Consider the following 19,390-nt stretch of genomic DNA (forward strand, 5'->3'; position numbering starts at 1 on the left):
CCCGCAGAATCGGTCAGGCCGACGCCAGCCAGGGAGCCGGGTCCCACGCGAAGGTTTCGGCCCAGGCCATCAGCTCTGCACGCAACGCGGCGGTGATCTCCGGGTGTTCGGCGGAGACGTCGCGACTTTCTGCACGGTCGTCGTCGAGGTTCACCAGCATCACGCTTCCCAGCTCAAACGGGCCACCGAGGTGCTCCCTGGCTGAGGTTACGAGCTTCCACGGACCACGGCGCGCCGCCAGCTGCGGGCCGTACTCCCAGAACAGGGTGCGCTCTTCCGCTTCATCTTGCGCACGCCAGTGCGGCAAGACGCTCACGCCATCGATCTCGCCCTCTGCCGCCACCCCGATCGCATCAAGGATCGTGGGGACGAGGTCCATCATCATCCCCGGCGTCGTCCAGTCGATGTCGCTCGGCAGTCCCGCAGGCCACGACACGATCGCCGGCACCCGAATACCACCGTCAAAGAGGGAGCCTTTGTGGCCGCGCAGCCCGCCTGTCGATCCGCCCTGGTAATCGATCTCTTCGCCGTTGAGCCAGTTGCGGCTCTCTGCAGAAGGTCCGTTGTCTGAGGAGAAGAACACCAGCGTGTTCTCCGCGACGCCGTGCGCCTCAAGCGCCTGCACAATGCGGCCGACTCCGTCGTCCATGGCAGAGACCATCGCCGCCATAATGCGCCGTTCGTCGTCAAGCTCAGGGAACCGATCCACATACTCCTGCGGCGCATGCATCGGATAGTGCGGCGCGTTGAAGGGCACAAAGCAAAAGAACGGATTGTCTGCGTTCTCCCCGATGAAGTCGACAGCCTTATCGGCAATGACTTCTGTGAGATAGCGACCGTTGTCCCAGACCTCTTTTTCGTCATCCCACAGGTCATGAACCGGATTGACGCCATGCCCCCAGTAGAAAATGTGCGAGTAGTAATCGACACAGCCAGCAAGGAAGCCGAAGTGGTGGTCGAACCCTCGATCCCGTGGGCGATAGCCCTCACTGGTTCCGAGATGCCACTTGCCGAACAGGCCGGTGGCGTACCCCTCGTCTTTCAGGCGCGTCGCGAGGGTCGGTTGCGCCGGCAGCCCTGGAGTCCCCCGCTCACCACCCAAAATCTCTTGCACGCCAGCACGGGCAGGGTGGCGTCCCGTCAGCAGGGACGCGCGAGAGGGTGAACAGACCGGCGAGTTTGAATACCAGTCGGTCAGACGAATTCCCCGGGCAGCCAGCGCATCCAAATGCGGTGTGCGGATGTCGTCACTGCCAAAGCAGCCGACGTCACCGTACCCCAGGTCATCGGCATAAATCACGACTACATTGGGCCTCGTCACGCTGTGTCCTCCACCACGGTGTTGTTCGAGGAGTACTCCTCGACCACTGTCGCGTTCAGCATAGGCCGGATCAGTTCGGTGATCCCCCGTGCGGCCAGCGCGGCCGGGTTCTCCGCGTCTTTCGACGTGACAATTGCGGGGTCAATCCCCTCGGCACAGGCATCGACCCACGCCTGGAAGATGGCACCGCCAGGACTCATCGCCCCTCGACTCACCGGGATCTCGTTCTCGTCTACCGGAATCACGATGCCGACATTGCGTGCGGGTGCCGGTCGACGCTGGCGCAGCTCCGGGATGATCTCGGCAAAGCGCTGACCGATGGGCTTTACCCCTCCCCCGTTATCGAGCAGGCCCAGCGTGTACTCCAGCTCTGGGTAGTCAGCCAGCTCGCGGCTCACATCGTGCGAGCACCACCAGGTCACACCCCACAGGTTCTCGGTGCGTACCGCGGAACGCACGGTCGCTTCCAGAAAGTCCGGGGTCTCCTCTGGGGTGAGGCAGTTCGCCGGAGCGCCGATTTCCTGCAGCCAGATCGGACGATCCGGCTGCGTCGCAAAGCCGCGCGCCATCTCGATCATGTACTCAGCGTGGCGATCGCTTGCGACCGATCGACCACCGTAACGCTGAGCTGTGCCGTTGAAAATCCAGGAGTGCACGGTCGTCATCGCACCCAGCCGTGCCGCGTGAGCTGGCGTGAACCCATGCCCGTCCATGTACCAGGCGGCATCGTACTCGCTGTGCACATGCGGGAATCCTGGCGCGGACCGCTCCGCCGCATCCAGCAGCGCGGTGAGCCAGCTGCCGGCCTCATCCGGGGTCACCGGCCAGGGCGACGGGTGGTTCTTCGCCGAGAACTGGTTGGTCTCGTTCCCGAGCGTAAACCCGAGAAAGTTCGACGCGCCAGCCAACGATCGCCCGAGCGCCGACACGAGCTCAACCTGTCCGCTCAACGCTTGCGGGTGCGTGAACATGTTCTTGTCATGCCAGGTGAACAGCCACGAGGGGATGAAATCGAAGCTGGAGAGGTGCCCCTGCACCACGTCGACGCTCGCGTCCATGCCGAACTCCGCCGCGATGTCGACGACCGTGTGTACGTCGTCGATCGCCTCCTGGCGAATGAGGGTGCGGTTCGGCTGCAGCACTGTCCACAGCGGGAACAGCCGCACGTGGTCCAACCCCAACTCTGCGAGACCAGCGAAGTCGCGCCGCACGTTGTCGGGATTAAACGAGAGCCACGAGTGCATCCACTCGGTCGCCGGGGTGTAGTTCGCCCCGAATCGCAGAGGCTGATCGGGCGTAAGGGCGAAGGTCATTGCAACAGTCTTTCCGGTGCTGGCTGGCGGGGATGGGGAACGTCACCCAGCTCCTGCTGGAGATCCCACAACTTCAGGGTCAGATCGCGGCGCACCCCATCGTAGGCAGGGTCTTGGTGCACGCTCTGGAGTTCGAAAGGATCGAGCTTCAGATCGAACAGTTCCCACTCCGGGGGGTACGTCATGTCAGAGGTATTGGGGAGCCCCATACCGTCGGCATAGTAATAGATGAGTTTGTAGCGCTCCGTGCGGATTCCATAGTGCGCCCAGACATGGTGCATATGGTCGTCGTGCTCATAAAAGCGGTAGTAGTGCGCGTCACGAACAGCTTCGGCCTCTGGCTGAGCGCCTGACGCCGTGGCAAGCAACGGAACCAGATCACGCCCCTGCACCCCCGATGGCGCATCGACGCCTGCAAACGACAGGATCGTCTGGCCGATATCGACGTTCGACACCAGACTCGTGATTTGCTGTCCAGCCGCAACACGGGCGGGGTAGCTGAGCACGAGAGGCATCCGCAACGATTCTTCGTACATAAAACGCTTGTCGAACCAGCCGTGCTCTCCGAGGTAGAAGCCTTGGTCGGAGGCATAGAGGGTGACGGTGTCGTCCCACTGGCCGCGTTCACGCAGCGTCCGCGTGATCTTGGCTACGCCCTCATCGACCGAGGCAACACACCGCAAATAGTCCTGCATGTACCGCTGGTACTTCCAGATCGCACGCTGGCGGTAGTCAAGCTCATCCGGGGGATCTTCCTTCAGATCGACATCGGTCAGATAGTCGGCAATTCGCATCGTGGCGTGGTGTGCGGGGGTTCCGCGACCGTCGTAATCATCGAAGAAAGTCGCAGGAAGCGGAATCGGGTCCGGATAGGCATCCGCATATTTCGGATGCGGCTGCCATGGCCGGTGGGGCGCCTTGTGCCAGACCAGTACGCAGTACGGTTCGTCTCCCTGCTCTGCCATCCAGGCCAGGGAACGCTCTGTGATGATGTCGGTGACATATCCCTCAAAGCGCACTGGCCCCTCTGGGGTGTAGAACTCTGGGTCGTGATACTCGCCCTGATCTGGCAACACCTCCCAGTGGTCGAAGCCTGCGGGGTCATATCCTTCGCCATGCCCGAGATGCCACTTGCCAAACATGGCCGTGCGGTAACCGGCCGCCTTCAGCGCGGTGATGAAGGTTTCGTGGTCGTTGGTGAGGTGGGTGGCCAGCGTCGTCACGGCGCTTCGGTGCGAGTATGTGCCGGTGAGAATTGCCGCCCGACTGGGGGTGCACAGGGCGTTCTCGACCAGAGCAGTGTCGAAACGGACCCCGGCCTCCGCGATGCCATCGATCCCGGGTGTTTCGTTGATCACCGAGCCGTAGCAACCGATCGCGTTCGCCGCATGGTCATCCGTGAGGACGAACACAAAGTTGGGGCGCTTTGCTGTGCCGCTCACGCCGCTCATCCCTTCAGTCCGCCCTCGCCGATGCCGCGGAAGAAGTATCGCTGCAGCGCGAAGAACAGCACGATCAGCGGCACGATCGCGATGATCGTTCCCGCCGCCACCACCCTGGGGTCGTTGGTGAACGTGCCCTGCAAGAAGTTGAGCCCGACGGTCAGCGTGTAGAGGTTCTGATCCGAGAGCACGATCAGCGGCCAGAGGAACTCATCCCAGGCCCCGACGAACGAGAAGATCGCTACGACCGTCATCATGCCCTTGACCGACGGCAGGGCAATGTGACGGAACCGTTGCCAGGCGTTCGCGCCGTCCAACATTCCCGCCTCGTCCATGGCCGTGGGGATTGCCATGAAGGCACTGCGCATCAACAGCACGTTGAGGGACCCAACGACGGTCGGCAAGATCACCCCGAGGAGCGTGTTGTTCAGCCCCAGCTCTTGAGTGAGCAGGTACTTCGCGATCAGGATGACTTCGCCGGGAATGAGGATTCCAACGAGGAACACCGACAGTGCGAGTTTGGCGCCGCGAAAGCGCAGACGCGCAAGGGCGTACCCGGCGAGGGTTGCACCGATGACCTCACCGATTACCGCGCCGCCAGCGACGATGAACGAGTTGAGCACGTACCGCCACACGGGCACGACCTCGGCCACCCGGCCATAGGCATCAAGCGTCGGGTCTTTCGGGAAGAACTCTGGTGGCAACGAGTACAGGTCAGACCCCATGCCTTTGAGCGAGGTCGATAGCTGCCAGAGGAACGGCCCCACCATGATGATGAGCATCGCGAAGAGAAAGATGTACCGGAGGACCATCCCCGGCGCTTTCTTGCGCAAGCGTGCCTTGCGAATTTCACGAGCACGCTGGGCGATCTCTTCGTTCTGATCGAGCACTGACGTCGCAGCCATCAGTCCTGCCCTCCCTTGGTCTGGAGGCGGAGCATCGCCAACATCAATCCGATGGTGATCAAGAACATCACCAACGAGATCGCGGAGGAGTATCCAAGCTGGGCGTCGAGACCGGTACCTTCACGCTGGATCAGCATGACCATGGTCATCGCCTTTCCACCCGGCCCTCCTGTGTTGCCTGAGAGCACGAAAACCTCGGTGAATACGCGGAACGCGGCGACTGCCGAGAGCACACCAACCAAGACGATTGTGTTGCGCACGCCAGGCACGGTCACCGACCAGAAGGTGCGCCAGGCGCTTGCACCGTCGACGGAGGCAGCATCGTAAAGCTCGCGATTGACGTTCGACAGCGCCGCCAGATAGATAACCATGTAGTACCCCAGCCCTTTCCACACTGTGACGGCCATCGCACTGAAAAGCAGTAGCCAGCGATCGGAAAGAAAGGGAATGGGCTGGGCGATGAATTGCAACGCGATCAGCGTCTGGTTCACCAGACCGCGACTGTCGAGCATCCACGTCCAGATCACGCCGACGGCCACGACCGAGGCGACGACGGGAAGGTAATAGGCCGTGCGAAAGGCGCTGATACCGGGCACTGAGCTGTTGACCAACAGCGCCAGGAGCAACGGCAGCAGCATCATCAGCGGAACAACGACGACGGTATAGAGCGTCGAGTTCAGCAGCGCCGTCCAGAAGCGGTCGTCGCCAGCCATGCGCACGAAGTTCTCGAACCCGACGAACTCGCCCGCCCGCAGTCGCGTGGCGTCGGTGAACGAGAGGATCAGGGTGTTCAGGAACGGATAGACAGTAAACACGCCGACGATCGTCAGGCCGAAGGCGAGAAACAGCCATGGCGTTCCCCACCAGTTGTAACGAATGCCGCGACGTTTGCCAGAAGAGGGTGCGGCGGGCACCGCCCGGCCAGGGGCTGACCCCGGCCGGGCGGTGCGCTGGGTGGTCGTCGACATCCGGGTATTCCGTTAGTTCGACAGACGCTGGTTGGCGTACTCGACAGTCGCGTCGAGGGCTTCCTGCGCCGACTTCTCGCCGAGCATCGCCTGAGCTAGCTGGTCACGCAGTTCGCTCTTCATCGGCTCGGTGAACGAAGCAGGCGAGTAAACAACGGCGTCCTGCAGCTGGGCGGCCGCCATCACGCGCACCTCATCGTTGGCCGAACCGTCGCTTGTCGTGAAGAACTCGTCGTCGATCGTTCCCACGGTGGAGGGGAAGATATTGACTTCCTTTGCGAAGGCCAGCTGGTTCTGCGCGTTGGTGACGAAGCGCGCGAATTCCTTCGCCGTAGCCTTGTTCTCCGACTGCTCCGAGACAGCAACGAGCTGAATGTACATGTTCGGCTTCTCGTTGGTGATCAGCGGCGTCAGCGCCAGGCTCTCGAACACCGTGGGGGCGTTGTCCTGCAGCGCCTGCACGTTGTACGCACTGCCGGGCATGTACGCGATCTTGCCCGCCTGGAACGACTTGTCGATGCCGGTGTAGTCCGTCGAGAGCGATTCCGGCAGGAAGGCACCCTCGTCGTAGAGCTCCTTGTACTTCTCGACCAACTCGACGCCGTCGGCGTTGTTGAATGTGAACTCGGTCTGATCAGCATTCATTAGCTCAACGCCATACATCCCGAAGATCTCGATGTTCGGGGTGCGACCGATCATCGAGTACTTGCCACCGACAGCATCCGCCATCTCTCCGGCCTGCTCGAACAGTTCGTCGTATGTCTCTGGCAGGTTTTCTGGGTCAAGACCCGCTTCAGTGAAGAGCGCCGTGTTGAACATCGAGGGGCCGGTGTTCAGGTACCACGGGTAGCCGAAGTTGCCGTCGAGGGCCTTCCAGTCCATCGCCTCCCACGCTTCGGGGAGGTACAGGTCTTCCGCCTCTGGGTCATTCTGGGCGAGGTTCATCAGCATGCCGGCCTGCGCGAGGGGGTACCCGGTGCCTGGGTCAAGGTTTACAACGTCGGGAAGAGTGCCTGCCGCGGCATCCGCCGAAAGCTTGTCTGCGTAGCCCTCTGCTGGCTGGTCTACCCACTTCACGCTGGTGCCGGGGTATTCCTCTTCAAAGTCGGCGATCACGCCGTCGAAGTACTCCTGGAAGTTGGCCTTCAGGTTCCAGGTCTGGAACGTGATTTCGCCGGTAACTTCACCGTTTGCGTCGCTGCCTGAACCTGACGGAGCTCCGCCAGTGGCACAGCCGCCGAGCATGGCTGTGAGAGCGACGGCGGTGCCTGCAACGACAACCCGTGATTTCTTCATTGAACACACTTCCTGTAGACGTCTCTGTGATTACTGAAGCGCATTAGCGCGATGGGCGAGGTCGGGGCCAGACCCATTGAAAGTGACACTAATACGCTTTAGTAGTTGGTCGCAAGAGTAAATTTCGGCGACCGTCAAAAAAGGGGCCCCCTCAAGGCGCGTTGGCTTCCCACGCACCCCGAGAGGGCCCCTTAGAACGGTCAGACGGTGACGTCGCCGACCAGGTTCACCTTGATCCCCATGCCAGCAAACATTGCTGCCTTCGCGATCAGCGCCTTGTCTGCGGTGTCAGCGTCAGGTGCGTAGACCATCTGCGCGTGGTTCGCCTTGTGGCGGGCCATGAACTGGTCGCGAGAGACACCGTGGAGCACGACGTGCGCGATTGGCCACTCCGGGTTCGTGGCGTCTTTGCGACGCTGGGTCTCTTCCGCTGGCAGCTCCACCACCGAGGCACGGAAGATGTCGGCCTGCAGAATTCCGTCGGCAATGAAAACGCGCGACAGCACGAGTTCACCCGGCTTGGACACACCGTTGATCGTCGCGCCACCCGCAGGGAAGAAGACGTGACCCTGGCGCCAGCCCTCCGCGTTCTGCCACCCACCCAGGTGCGATGCAGGAACCGAACCGGAGATCTCGTATACCCACACGAACTGTCCGTCGAACTCTTCACCCCAACGCACATCGTGGAGCGTGTTGTCTGGCACGAGACCCATCGCGCGCCACACGCGGTCGGTCACGAGCGCGTCGACGGCGACACCCTCGTCTGCCTCATTGAAGTGCGGGAAAGCGCGCCCCTCATGCAGCACGCGAGAGCCGTCGCGCGAGAGCACCGGAGGGCGCTCGGTCGAGTTCAAGATGCCTTCGGCCAGGTCAGAAGCGGGGACCAGGTCCTTGAGCCCCTGCTGATACTGGATACCGACAGCATCAAGACCGAAGTCATCGGCGATACGAAGCGCGGCGATGTACATCTTCAGCTGCCACTGCACCTGCTCACGGGTGAGTTCGGTGGCGGCATCTTCGCCGTACTTGAAGGTCATGCCCGCGTCGATCAGCCAGTCATATGCGGCGTCTGCTTCGTCTTCTGTCACGTTGAGCATCTCGGCGTAGAGCGCTGACTGCGACAGGCGCTCCTTGTAGATGCCCGTGTGATTGAGCAGCTCGTCATCGAAGATCGCGTTGTACATGCCCATGCAACCCTCATCGAACACACCGATGATGGCCTTCTCTGCACGCAGCTCAGCGGCAAGCGCCTCACCCAACTGCTTCTCTGCACTGTCTGGGAGTTCTGGCAGCGGGCGCACATGGGAAGCGTCGTGAGTGATTACGCCGGTCTCTGTCCACTCTTTGATGCCGGCACGGAACCAGTCATCGGTGAAGTCGACGGACCAGATCGATGCGTACGGCTTGTCCATCTTGGTGAGGCCGGCGTTCAGCCCGAGAAGGCCGACGAGGCCAGGCCAGTCTCCGGCAAAGTTCGCCACCGTGAGGATCGGGCCCTGGTGCGTGCGCAGTCCAGCGAGTACGTGGTGCGAGTACTGCCAGACGGCTTCCGCGACGATGAGCGGTGCGTCGGTGGGGATGTTCTTGAACACCTCGAGTCCCATGCGCTGGCTGGAGATGAAGCCGTGGCCGGTCTCTGGGTCAACTTCGTTGGCGCGGATGACAGTCCATCCCAGGTCGTTGAAGACACCGGTGACGCCGGCTTCCAATTCGACCTGGACTGGCCACCCGCCGGTGTTGGCCGCCTCGCGCAGGTCGCCAGACGCGATGAGATATGCAGTTTTGGGCGCGGATGACGGGCGCGGCGTCTGTTCCGGGAATGTGTAGGTCATGAGTCCTCCGATACGGGGGTGGATGAGGGGGTTGGGTGGGTGGCAGCGCGCTGGTCGGCGGCGAGTTCGTGCACCACGTCTTTTGACCCCTCGTACAACCGCACGTAGCGGTCGAACAGGGCGTCGTAGAGCGGTCGCAGGAGAGGATTGGGGTGGATGCGGTCGGTGACAGGGTTCCAGTCGGTGATGTTTGGCGCGACACCTGGTTCAGCCGTTGCCGTCGCGGCAAGAAAAGCCGCTCCGTAACTCGCCCCGATGGTCGTCGCCGGCACTTCCTGCACGAGTCCGGTGACGTCAGAGACGATCTGCAACCAGAGGCGCCCCTGGGTGCCGCCGCCGACAGCGACGATCCGGTTGATCTCCGCCCCAGCGGCACGCATCGTCTCAACGTTGTGCCGCACGCCGAGCGCTGTCGCCTCCAGCGCAGCACGATAGAGGTCGCCCCTGGTGTGCTCGAGCGTGAGCCCAGCGATCACGCCCCTGGCATCGGGGTCTTGGATGGGCGTGCGCTCCCCCGCAAAGTAGGGCAGCAGAAGAAGACCACGGGCGCCAGGGCCCGCCGCCTCTGCGTCAGCGAGCAGTTCGGGATAGTCCGCACCGGTCAGCCCCTTGAGCCACCCGGTCAGCGCTCCCGATGTGGAGAGACCGCCTGCGAGGTTGCGGGTGCCGGCAAACGCGCCAGCGGTAGTCCACATCGAGGGCGTTCGCAGCGTCTTTTCACCGGCAGCGACGCTGTTGGTGAAGACCATGAACATCGTGGTGCCGTACATCAGCATCAGGTCGCCCGGTTCATGCGCGCCCACGCTGACCGCTTCGGTCCATGCGTCGATGGTGCCGGTAATCACGGGAGTACCTGTGGGGATGCCGGTGGCGGCCGCTGCTGATGCCGTCACCTCGCCGGCCACATCGCCAGCCCAGCGCAGAGGCGGCTGTTCGATCGTTCCGGCGTAGCGATCCCACCACGGGGCGTGCCACTGCTCGCGTTCGATGTCGTAGAGCGGGGAGACTTGGCTGGCGGATTGGTGGTCAAGAACGTAGGCGCCGGTGAGCTTTCGCGCGAGCCATGACGCTGGCATATACAGCCGTCGCGCCTGCCTCCATGCCTCTGGGTCTTCGTCGGCAACCCAGGAGATCTTCGGACCACCCGCCTGAGAGGTGAGGGTTGATCCCCCGACGCGCGTGATTTCGTCGACCCCGAGTTCGCGGGTCAGGCGCTCGATCTGCGCGGTCGAGCGAGTATCTACGCCGTAGAGGATCGCGGGGCGCACCGGTTCATCATGTTCATCGGCGAGCAGGATGCAGGGGCCCATGCCGCTGACGCCCACGCTGATCACCTCAGCGTCTGGCTCTGCGTCAGTGAGCTCGCGGGCGATCGAGACGAACTCGTCCCACCAGATGCCCGCATCCATTTCGACCCAGCCGGTGTGAGGTCGATCGACGTCGTGCGCGCGGGTCGTCGAGTGCAAGATACGGCCGGCGGCATCCACCAACACACCCTTCGTGCTGGACGTGCCGACATCCACTCCGATGGTGCAGCGCATGGAGTCCTCCTCGAAACCAGTGGGCCGAAAACTGACCCATCATCACTGTACGCGAAATCGATTTCACGCCGCAAGGACGCTCGCACTCCACCTGCACAAACGGCATTCATAAGCCGTTGTACACCGGTCGCACGTTTACGCCCATGTCCCACCGGAATACCGTGACAATCTGGGCTTTCCCGCACAGGATGGAGCCATGCAGATGAACGAGCCACAGGTCTGGATACTCATAGGTGTCTTCGCCGCCAGCATGCTCGGCCTGCTGACGGTGCTCGTGCGCCAGCACGACAGCATGATCGCCTCATTGCGTCGCGAATTCGCCGCGCAGTTCGAGGGGTCTCAGGGGCGCACCGACGCGATGGGCGCCCTTCTCGTTGCCCAGATCGAGAGCATGGATGCTCGGTTTACAGCGCAGCTCGAAACGATGGAGGCGAAGTTCACAGCACAGATCGAGGCCATGGATGCGAAATTCACAGCACAGCTCGAGACCATGGATGCCAGGTTCACCACCCAGATCGAGACCATGGAAGCCAGGCTCACTGCACAGCTCGAAACGCTGGACACAGAGGTTGCAAACTTGGCCACACGTATGTGGGGCACTCGTTAAACGTGCGCGTCAGTGGCGCGGGCTCGCTGGCTGAATCTCGTTGCGCAACACCACAGCCCGGGCAGGTTGCGCGTCACCCTTGATGCGCTGCAGCAGCATCTGTGCGGCGGTCACCCCCATGTGCCTTGCGGGCAGCCGCACTACAGTGACAGCCGTCGGCGAGAGCGTCGTGAATGGCAGAGAGCCGATCACGGCGACGCCCACCTGCGGCGGCGTGAGCCCGTGCTCGGTGAGCACCTGGATTGCTCCAACTCCGATGAGGTTGTTGCCAGCCACCACGGCGTCCGGCGGATCCGGCAGCGCCAAAAGCTCTTCCATCGCTGCCCGACCTCCATCGACGCGGTAGGTGGCGAAGCGCACAAGATCGCCGAGGTCATCTCCACACTGCGCAGTTGCGAGCGCGGACCGCCAACCCGCCGCCCGCTCAGCGGCCGTGTCGATATGGGCAGGACCGCCAATGTAGGCGATCCGCCGATAGCCCGCATCGATCAGACTCTGCGTGGCTGAGGTACCGGCCGCGCGGTTCGCCATCGTGACACCGTCAATGTCATAGTGCGTACTGCGGTCTACGGCAACCACCGGTCGACCGGTCGCCAGAATGCCGCCGAGGTCGGACTCCTCACTGGCAGTCGCAATGATCACGCCAGACATATTCTCGGCAATCGCGATCCGCAGGTAGGTCGCCTCTTTGGCGACCTGCGCATCGGAGTTGCAGAGCACCACCGAGAATCCGGCTTCGGAGGCGACGTCCTCCACACCTCTCGCCATCTCCGTGAAGTACGGGTTCTCGATATCGGGGATAACGAGCGCGATGACCTCGGAGCTCTGGGTACGCAGCATGCGTGCCGCACGGTTCGGAGTGAAGTCGAGATCGGCGGCCGCTTGGCGCACCGCTGCCACCTTCTCGGCCGAGACGCTGGTGCCGTTGAACACGCGCGAGACCGTCGCTGGCGACACACCAGCGCGTTCTGCGACGTCGTAAATTGTGGCCATGCGCACCCCTGCTCCCCGACCGTCTGAGGCGGGTGATGCAACCGTATCGTGCGCAGGCCGCTCGTTCGCGGCCTGCCCACGCTTACTCAACGGTGTGCGGCCACCACTTCAGCGACGGCTGTGCGCTGCGCGTCGGTGGGCTCCGCAATGGCCATGCGGCAGTGAGTGTCAACGACATCCAGCACGCGGTACGCCTCTTTCATCCGAGCCATGTCGCCACCAATGAGCGAGACAACGGCATCTACCGCTTCCTGAGCCGTGGCAATCGCCGCGGCGTCGCCAGAGCGCCCCGCGTCAGCGAGCGCGCGGAACGGCTTGGGCGTCACCGAAGAGACGCCGGAAACCACGCCCTGCGCGCCTACCTCGACGGCCGCGATCAAGTCACGGTCAGCGCCGGTGTAGAGATCGAAGTCCGCAGGAACCACGGCGCGATAAGCCGCAATTTCTTCAAGCGACAGCTCGCTGATCTTTGCCCCGACGATGTTGGGCAGCTCAGCCAGGCGCACGAGCAGCTCCGGCGAGACCGGGTTGCCACTGCGCGCGGGGTAAATGTAGACGTAGAGGCGACCATCGCCGACCGCGTCAGAAACGGCGCGGTAGTAGTCGAAGATCGAGTCGTCGGTGGCCGGCAGGTAGTACGGCGTGAGGGCTGCGAACTCGGTTGCCCCCAACTCGCGAGCGATGCGTGTTAGACGCACTGCTTCGAAAGCGCTCGGCTGACCAACGTGCACGACAACGCGCATCCGGTCCTTCAACTCGGCAAGGGCAGCCTCGACGATGACGGTGAATTCGCTCGCGTCGACCGCGGGGAACTCCCCCGTCGTGCCCAGCACGAAGGCACCCTCGTTGCCCGATTCGGCGACGAATCGGAAGATCGCGCGCGACCCCTCGATGTCGAGGGAACCATCGCGGTGGAACGCGGTGGGTACGGCGGTCAAGATGTCGTAGCGGGTCACTTCTCGGTCTCCTTGGAGTTCTTGCGGGACTTGCGGGTGCGACGCGAAGGCGCGTCGACATTGCGGACAGTGGAGGTCAACAGATCAGGCTGCGCGGCGAGCTCGTCGTGCGCCTTCTCGATCTGCACGATGCTCTCGGTGTGCAGAATCGAATCTTCGAGCGATGCACGCGCGGCGCGCGGCTTGCGGGCGGCGCGAATCGCTGGCATCACGATCGAAAGCACGGCGAGCGCGAGGAGGATGATCGCGATCGGGCTGACGACCTCAAAGAACGGACGTGTGGGGAGGATAGCCAGGGTGCGGGCGAGGTTCTCTTCGGCGAGGGGTCCGAGAAGAAGACCCAGCACGACCGGGCCAGCTGGCACCTGCATGCGCTTGAGCATCACGCCCACGACGCCGAAGATCAGCATGGTCACCACAGTCGAGAGGCTGTTGGAGGTGGCGTACGTACCGATGATGCAGAAGATCAGGATGCCGGTCCAGAGGTATGGCTGCGGCACATCGAGGAGCTTGACCATGCCCTTCATGCGCACCAGGCTCAGCACGAGCGACAGAATCGTCGCGACCAGCATGATGCCGACGATGGAGACGACCAGGTCTGGACGGTTCGTGAACAGGGTGGGCCCTGGAGTGATGCCCCAGATGATCATCGAGCCGATCATCACGGCCATCACAGAGTCGCCGGGGATACCGAGCGCCATCGTGGTCGTCAGCGAGCCGCCGAGCGTCGCGCTGGAGGCAGAGTCGGAGGCTGCGACACCTTCGATGGATCCTTTGCCGAACATCTCCGGATGCTTGGAGACCTTCCGCGCACGCTCCCACCCGATGAGGCCGGCGATGTCGCCACCTGCCGCAGGAATGAGGCCCACACCGAGACCGACCGCGCCACCGACCGCTGTTGCGCGGCCGCTCTGCTTCAGCTCAGCACGGTTAGGGAGCCAGCGTCCGAGACTAGAAATGGGGCGAACGGCAGACTTGCGGTAGGTGAGCAACTGATCGAAGAGCTCGGCGATACCGAAGAGGCCAATGATCACGGCGATGAAGTTCACGCCTTCGACGAGTTCGAGAACCCCGAAGGTGAAGCGCTGGTCTGCCGTGGCAGCGTAGGTGCCTACGGTGCCCAGCATCAGACCGAAGAGGCCAGCGAGGATGCCTTTGAGCATCGACTTCGACGAGATGCCGATCATGATCGCGATACCAAAGACCACCAGCGCGAAAAGCTCTGGGGATTTGAAGTAGTCACGCGCAAAGCTGGCGATGGGCACGGCAGCAATCGAGAACAGCACGAGTGAGGCGAGGATGCCGATCGCGGAGACGATGGCCGAGATGGTGAGGGCCAACCCTGCCCTGCCCTGCTTCGCCATCGGATAACCGTCGAGTGTGGTGGCAATCGAGGCAGGAGTACCCGGGGTGTTGATCAGAATCGACGGCACCCGGTCACCGAAGTTCGCGGCGACGTAGATCGTCAGCAGAACGGCGAGTCCCTGCACCGGCTCAAGCGTCAGCGTGAAGCCGGCGGCGAGCGCCACGGCCATTGTGGCGGTGATGCCGGGGAACGCTCCAACCATGAAGCCGAGCAGAAGCCCGACGAGCATGTAGAGCAGGATCGAGATGTCGAGGAGCGAGTTCAGCCCCTCCATGAGCGCGTTCACAGGGGGATCCTCAAGAGCATTCCGAACACGACGTAGACGAACGCCGTGATCGAGGCGGAGTAGATGACCAAGCTCAGCCAGCGACGGTGGCCGTACAAAAGCATGAGGGCTGCCATGAGCACAGCAGCCGCGATGGGGAACATCTCTACGCGGTAGCCGAAGACGATGACCGAGCCGAGCGACCAGAGCGCGATGAAGATGCCGGTGATCACGATTGTGAAGACGACCCGCGTGACACCGCCTGGCTGGATGCGCTCGAGGTCTTCTCGACTGGGCGCTGGACGCGTGATCGCCACAGCAAGCACGACAAGGGCAACCACAACTCCGGTCACTCCGATGAGCGTCGGCCAGAACCGCGCGTCGATTTGCCCTGCGACCGCTTCACGTCGCAGCGGAACCTGCGTGGCAAGAAAGAGGTACCCCGAGGTGAAGGCGAGAGCCACGACGCCGAATGCAATCTCCAGCGGTCGGGATGCGGGCGCACCCTGATACTCGGCCGCTTGGGCATCTGAGGGGGACATATCGCTCCTTGCGTGACCCGTACTTTGTGCAGAAAAGGAAGAGGCGGGACCGGCAGCTGCACCGGTCCCGCCTGCTACTTAGCCCAGGAGTTCCTGGAACAGCGTGAACTGCTCGTCAACGTACGAGGTCCACTCGGCAGAGTCGCGGTACACGACAAGGTTGCCAGCGTCGGCCTGGAACTGCTGGTAGGAGTCAGACTCCACAGCTTCCTTGACAGCAGCTTCGAGCGTTTCCTTCACGTCGTCCGGCAGGCCCTGGGGAGCGTAGATGCCGCCCCATCCACCGAAGACGATGTCGTCACCGATGGCCTCTTCGACAGTGGGGACGTCTTCAGCGTCGGGGTGACGCTCGTCGTTCATGACGGCAAGAATTCGCACAGCATCGCCCTGAGCCAGCGCTTCACCGAGGCCGGAAACTGCGGCAACGGTCTCACCGGATGCTGCGGCGGAGACGGCAGTGGCGCCACCGTCGTACGGAACCGGGGTGAACTCTGCGCCGGTCGCGTCGCCGAGCCCGAGGGTCGCAGCCTCCCAGATGGAGCCAGCGCCGGAGTTGGCGACCGTGACGGCACCCGTCTCTGCCTGAGCGACGAGGTCTTCGAGCGACTCGATGCCGCTGTCCGCGCCGACCGTGATGACGCCGGGGGCGAGCATGATCTGGCCGAGGAGGTCGAAGTCCTCCGGGAGGACGTCCGCGTTCTGCGTGGTGTTCAGCATCGCGATCTCGACGGGTGCGAATCCGATGACGTAGCCATCGGGGTCCTGCGAACCGACGTACTCCATCGCGAGCGCGCCTGAAGCGCCCGGCATGTTTTCGGGGATGACGCTGACGCCGAGGATCTTCTCCAGCTCGGTGGCGAGCGCACGCGACGAAAGGTCAGAGCCTCCGCCGGGGTTTGCCTGGATGATCAGGCGAATGTCGCTCTCAGGGAAGGAAGACTCGGTCTCTTCGGTCTCTTCTACCTTGGTGCAGGCCGAGACGACGAGAGTGGCAGCGGCGAGCGCGGCGATTGCGGCAGCCGCCCGGGTGATGCGCTTGCGGGGCATCTTTGCTCCTCTAAATGGGTCGACCTTGTTGTCGACTCCCCGAGGCTAACACTGTTGACTGTTAACAGTCAACAGTTTCCCGTTGAAGCCGTCATGGTTAGGAGCGCGTGGAAATTTCGCTGAGCATCCGGTCGCGTGCACCGTCGAGGTGCGCCGTCAGCACAGCAGACGCTTGCTCAGGAGTGCCGGTGCGCATCACTTTCATCAGCGTTACGTGGTCGTCGGATGACTCATGCAGATCGTTGTCATGGTTGATGGTGACTTCCAACAACGCCGCAAAGGTGGGCAGATACTGGCTCCACGCCCCCTCCAGCCTCGGGTGGTCGGCGAGCGCGTAAATCTGCGAGTGAAACTCAAGGTCGGCAGCCACAAACGCGGCGTGATCACCGGCGTCGGCTGCACTGGCCATCCTGTCGACGGTGGCCGCCATCGCCGCCCAGCGCGACTCGTCTTCGACACGCATAGCCTGAGCCAGCGCAAGCTGCTCTAGTGCGCCGCGCAGACTGTAAAGCTGCTCGACGTCGTCTGGCGTGAGCCCGACAATGTAAACGCCCCGAGGGCGCTGCACCTCAACGAGCTTCTCAAAGCTGAGCTGGGTGAGAGCGTCGCGAATGGGCCCACGGCTGACCGAGAACTCTTCGGCGAGCGCCTCTTCGGTGATGCGGGCCCCGCGCGCGAGCTCACCACGCACGATGCGCTTTCGCAGCACCTGGGCCACCTGCGCGCCGAGAGACTCTCCGCGCTTCACGGACTGCGTCATGGCGACCTCCTGTTAACTGTTGACAGGATACACACCGATACGCACTCTTTCGCTACACGCCTCCGCGCGGATTCCAGCGCACGACCTCCGTCGAGCGACGAATGCGGCGGCCAGTAGGAACAGGCACGACACCGGTAGAGCCGACGGCGAACACCCGCACGCCTGGACGGTTTTCGCGCTCCGTGCGCAGCGCGTGCTCTAGCGCGGTGATACGAGTGCGTAGCAGGCGGTTCTCATCCTCCAGATCAAGAAGGCGAGCGATTGCGGGGAGGCTCACACCTTCGGACGAGAGTTGCGCCACTTCGCGCAACTGCTCGATGTTTCGAGTGGAGTAGCGGCGAGAACCCCCGGAGGTGCGCCCTGGGACCACCAGTCCGATCCGGTCATATTGCCGCAAAGTTTGTGGGTGCAGACCGGAGAGCTCTGCCGCTGCCGCGATCGCGAACAGCGGGGTGTCAGCGTTCATCACAGGCGTGTCTCCTTTCGCTCAATCGCGCACAGGCAGAACCGCCGAAACAGGCACGTTCTGTGTAGAACGGCCTGTCTCGGCGGTGGCGGTGGTCATCGCCGGGCTTTCGCCATGAGTTCCGCGCGCGGATTCTCGGTGGGCTCAAGCTTTTGAAACTTCTCCAACGCTTCACGCGCTGCGTCGTCGAGGTGCGTCGGCACAGCGACCTGAAGCTCGGCGAGCAGATCGCCCGTGCCCTTCGAAGTCGTCACACCACGACCCTTCACGCGCAACACTCGGCCGGAGGGTGTGCCGGGGGCCACACGAAGCTTGACCACGTCGCCACCCAAAGTGGGCACCTCGATGGTCGCGCCGAGCGTCGCCTCCGTAAAGGTGACCGGAACCACGAGCCGCAGGTTGAGACCATCGCGGGTGAAGACCGGGTGCGGTCGCACTGCGATCTGCACCACGACGTCACCGCTCTCCCCGCCGTCTGGCGAGGGTCGACCGCGGCCACGCAACCGAATCTTCTGGCCATCAGCGACGCCGGCAGGAATCTTCACCTTGAACGGCCTACCGTCATCCCCCTGCAGAGAAATCGTCTCCCCCTGCACAGCGGTGATGAAGTCCAGCGTGGTGCGAGCTGTCACATCGGCACCGCGCTGCGGACCACCGAAGCCGCGATATCCGCCGCTCGTCTGCCCGAAGCGACCGTTTCCGAAGCCGCCGCCCTGTCCCTGGTTGAACATCGCGAAGATGTCTTCGAAGTCCGCGGACTGCTGTTGACCTCTTCCCTGCTGTCCGAACCGACTGAAGACGTCTTCGAAGCCGCCGGCCCCCGCACCACTTGCTGTGAAGCGGGCACCGGAGCCCATCGCACGAATCTCGTCGTACTCTTTGCGCTGTTCCGCGTCGGAGAGGACGGAGTATGCCTCGCTGACCTCTTTGAACATCGCCTCTGCTTTGGCATCACCCTGATTGGAGTCGGGGTGGTACTTCCGCGCAAGCTTGCGATACGTCTTTTTTAGATCCGCATCACTGACGTCCTTCGAGACCCCGAGAGTCTTGTAGAAGTCCTTATCGAACCAATCTTGGCTGGCCATCGATCACCTACTCTGCAGGTACTGCGACGACGACCTTCGCGGGGCGCAACTCGACGTCGCCGAGACGGTACCCCACCTCAACAACCTCAAGGATCGTGGTCTTCTCGGCCCCAGGAGTGGGCTGCTGGAAGATGGCCTCGTGGCGCTGCGGGTCAAACTCGTCGCCCTTTTCGCCGTATGCGACCACGCCGAGGCGCTCGACCACTGTACGAACCTTGTCGGCGATGACCGCAAACGGAGTGCCATCGACAAGGTCGCCATGCTGAGCAGCGCGATCAAGGTCGTCGAGCACGGGGACAAGACCCTTTGCGGCCTCACCCTTTGCCCGTTCGATCTCTACCTGACGCTGCTCTTCTGTGCGGCGGCGGTAGTTGGCGTACTCAGCCTGCAACCGCTTGAGGTCGTTTAGCAACGTGGTCTCCAGGTCGGCGAGTACAGCATCTTCTGCTGCAGCCTCTCCGGTCTGGGTAGCACCGAGAATGTCGTCGATGGTGAGAGCGTCAGCCTCATCACTCGACACTTCTTCCGCAGCGTCGAGGGGAGTCTCGTCCGAGCCCTCGGAAGCGGCTGCCTCGGTGGAGTCCTGGTGGTGCGGCGCGGGGCCGGATGCCTGAGCATCCGACCCCTCACTGCGACCTTCGGCGGACTCAGGAAACTGGTTCTCGTCGAAGTTCTTGTCCGTCAT

General features: G+C 62.9%; 18 protein-coding genes. 1 reads left to right on the forward strand and 17 read right to left on the reverse strand.

Annotation, left to right across the window (positions count from 1 at the left end; translation table 11 throughout):
• Window positions 1–13: 13 nt before the first annotated feature.
• The 8 genes from AB0O87_RS02090 to AB0O87_RS02125 form a co-directional block, all read right to left on the reverse strand.
• On the reverse strand, window positions 14–1,321 hold the full coding sequence (locus tag AB0O87_RS02090; RefSeq protein ID WP_363511268.1) for a sulfatase-like hydrolase/transferase: 1,308 nt from the start codon (window positions 1,319–1,321) through the stop codon (window positions 14–16).
• The gene (locus AB0O87_RS02095) at window positions 1,318–2,634 is read right to left on the reverse strand and encodes a glycosyl hydrolase (protein WP_363511270.1); all 1,317 of its coding nucleotides are present in this window, start codon (window positions 2,632–2,634) and stop codon (window positions 1,318–1,320) included. Before AB0O87_RS02095 ends, AB0O87_RS02090 begins: the two co-directional genes overlap by 4 nt.
• Window positions 2,631–4,085, reverse strand: coding sequence for a sulfatase (locus tag AB0O87_RS02100; RefSeq protein ID WP_363511272.1), 1,455 nt, complete (start codon window positions 4,083–4,085; stop codon window positions 2,631–2,633). Before AB0O87_RS02100 ends, AB0O87_RS02095 begins: the two co-directional genes overlap by 4 nt.
• Window positions 4,082–4,981 (reverse strand): carbohydrate ABC transporter permease, encoded by a 900-nt coding sequence (locus tag AB0O87_RS02105; protein WP_363511274.1) that lies wholly within the window; start codon window positions 4,979–4,981, stop codon window positions 4,082–4,084. The genes AB0O87_RS02100 and AB0O87_RS02105 overlap by 4 nt, the downstream gene beginning before the upstream one ends.
• Window positions 4,981–5,949, reverse strand: a complete 969-nt coding sequence (locus AB0O87_RS02110; protein ID WP_363511276.1) for a sugar ABC transporter permease — start codon at window positions 5,947–5,949, stop codon at window positions 4,981–4,983. The genes AB0O87_RS02105 and AB0O87_RS02110 overlap by 1 nt, the downstream gene beginning before the upstream one ends.
• Window positions 5,950–5,961: 12 nt before the next feature.
• Window positions 5,962–7,245 carry a sugar ABC transporter substrate-binding protein gene (locus AB0O87_RS02115; RefSeq protein ID WP_363511278.1) on the reverse strand — a complete coding sequence of 428 codons (1,284 nt, stop codon included), beginning with the start codon at window positions 7,243–7,245 and terminating at the stop codon, window positions 5,962–5,964.
• A 200-nt stretch (window positions 7,246–7,445) separates the two neighbouring features.
• Window positions 7,446–9,077 carry a fucose isomerase gene (locus tag AB0O87_RS02120; RefSeq protein ID WP_363511280.1) on the reverse strand — a complete coding sequence of 544 codons (1,632 nt, stop codon included), beginning with the start codon at window positions 9,075–9,077 and terminating at the stop codon, window positions 7,446–7,448.
• A complete protein-coding gene (locus AB0O87_RS02125) occupies window positions 9,074–10,618 on the reverse strand; it encodes an FGGY family carbohydrate kinase (protein WP_363511282.1) in 1,545 nt (514 codons plus the stop codon). The genes AB0O87_RS02120 and AB0O87_RS02125 overlap by 4 nt, the downstream gene beginning before the upstream one ends.
• Before the next feature lie 196 nt (window positions 10,619–10,814).
• On the opposite strand from AB0O87_RS02125, the gene AB0O87_RS02130 reads away from it, so the two are divergent.
• Complete coding sequence (locus AB0O87_RS02130; protein WP_363511284.1) at window positions 10,815–11,225, forward strand: hypothetical protein; 411 nt, start codon at window positions 10,815–10,817, stop codon at window positions 11,223–11,225.
• A 9-nt stretch (window positions 11,226–11,234) separates the two neighbouring features.
• On the opposite strand, the gene AB0O87_RS02135 is transcribed toward AB0O87_RS02130, so the two are convergent.
• The 9 genes from AB0O87_RS02135 to AB0O87_RS02175 all read right to left on the reverse strand — a co-directional run bounded on the left by AB0O87_RS02135 (window position 11,235) and on the right by AB0O87_RS02175 (window position 19,390).
• Entirely contained in the window at window positions 11,235–12,218 is a 984-nt protein-coding gene (locus AB0O87_RS02135) for a LacI family DNA-binding transcriptional regulator (protein ID WP_363511286.1), read from the reverse strand.
• A gap of 86 nt (window positions 12,219–12,304) precedes the next feature.
• Window positions 12,305–13,174, reverse strand: coding sequence for a dihydrodipicolinate synthase family protein (locus tag AB0O87_RS02140; protein WP_363511288.1), 870 nt, complete (start codon window positions 13,172–13,174; stop codon window positions 12,305–12,307).
• The gene (locus AB0O87_RS02145; RefSeq protein ID WP_363511290.1) at window positions 13,171–14,826 is read right to left on the reverse strand and encodes a tripartite tricarboxylate transporter permease; all 1,656 of its coding nucleotides are present in this window, start codon (window positions 14,824–14,826) and stop codon (window positions 13,171–13,173) included. Before AB0O87_RS02145 ends, AB0O87_RS02140 begins: the two co-directional genes overlap by 4 nt.
• A complete protein-coding gene (locus AB0O87_RS02150; RefSeq protein WP_363511291.1) occupies window positions 14,823–15,347 on the reverse strand; it encodes a tripartite tricarboxylate transporter TctB family protein in 525 nt (174 codons plus the stop codon). Before AB0O87_RS02150 ends, AB0O87_RS02145 begins: the two co-directional genes overlap by 4 nt.
• Window positions 15,348–15,425: 78 nt before the next feature.
• Window positions 15,426–16,394, reverse strand: coding sequence for a tripartite tricarboxylate transporter substrate binding protein (locus tag AB0O87_RS02155; RefSeq protein ID WP_363511293.1), 969 nt, complete (start codon window positions 16,392–16,394; stop codon window positions 15,426–15,428).
• A gap of 97 nt (window positions 16,395–16,491) precedes the next feature.
• A complete protein-coding gene (locus AB0O87_RS02160; protein ID WP_363511295.1) occupies window positions 16,492–17,154 on the reverse strand; it encodes a GntR family transcriptional regulator in 663 nt (220 codons plus the stop codon).
• A 52-nt stretch (window positions 17,155–17,206) separates the two neighbouring features.
• Window positions 17,207–17,620, reverse strand: coding sequence for a MerR family transcriptional regulator (locus AB0O87_RS02165; protein ID WP_363511297.1), 414 nt, complete (start codon window positions 17,618–17,620; stop codon window positions 17,207–17,209).
• 95 nt (window positions 17,621–17,715) lie between these two features.
• On the reverse strand, window positions 17,716–18,705 hold the full coding sequence (locus AB0O87_RS02170; RefSeq protein WP_363511299.1) for a DnaJ C-terminal domain-containing protein: 990 nt from the start codon (window positions 18,703–18,705) through the stop codon (window positions 17,716–17,718).
• Window positions 18,706–18,712: 7 nt separating this feature from the next.
• Window positions 18,713–19,390, reverse strand: a complete 678-nt coding sequence (locus AB0O87_RS02175; RefSeq protein ID WP_363511301.1) for a nucleotide exchange factor GrpE — start codon at window positions 19,388–19,390, stop codon at window positions 18,713–18,715.

Origin of the sequence: Microbacterium sp. NPDC076768 (assembly GCF_040687205.1) — a bacterium.
In the GTDB taxonomy this organism is placed as follows: Bacteria; Actinomycetota; Actinomycetes; order Actinomycetales; family Microbacteriaceae; genus Microbacterium.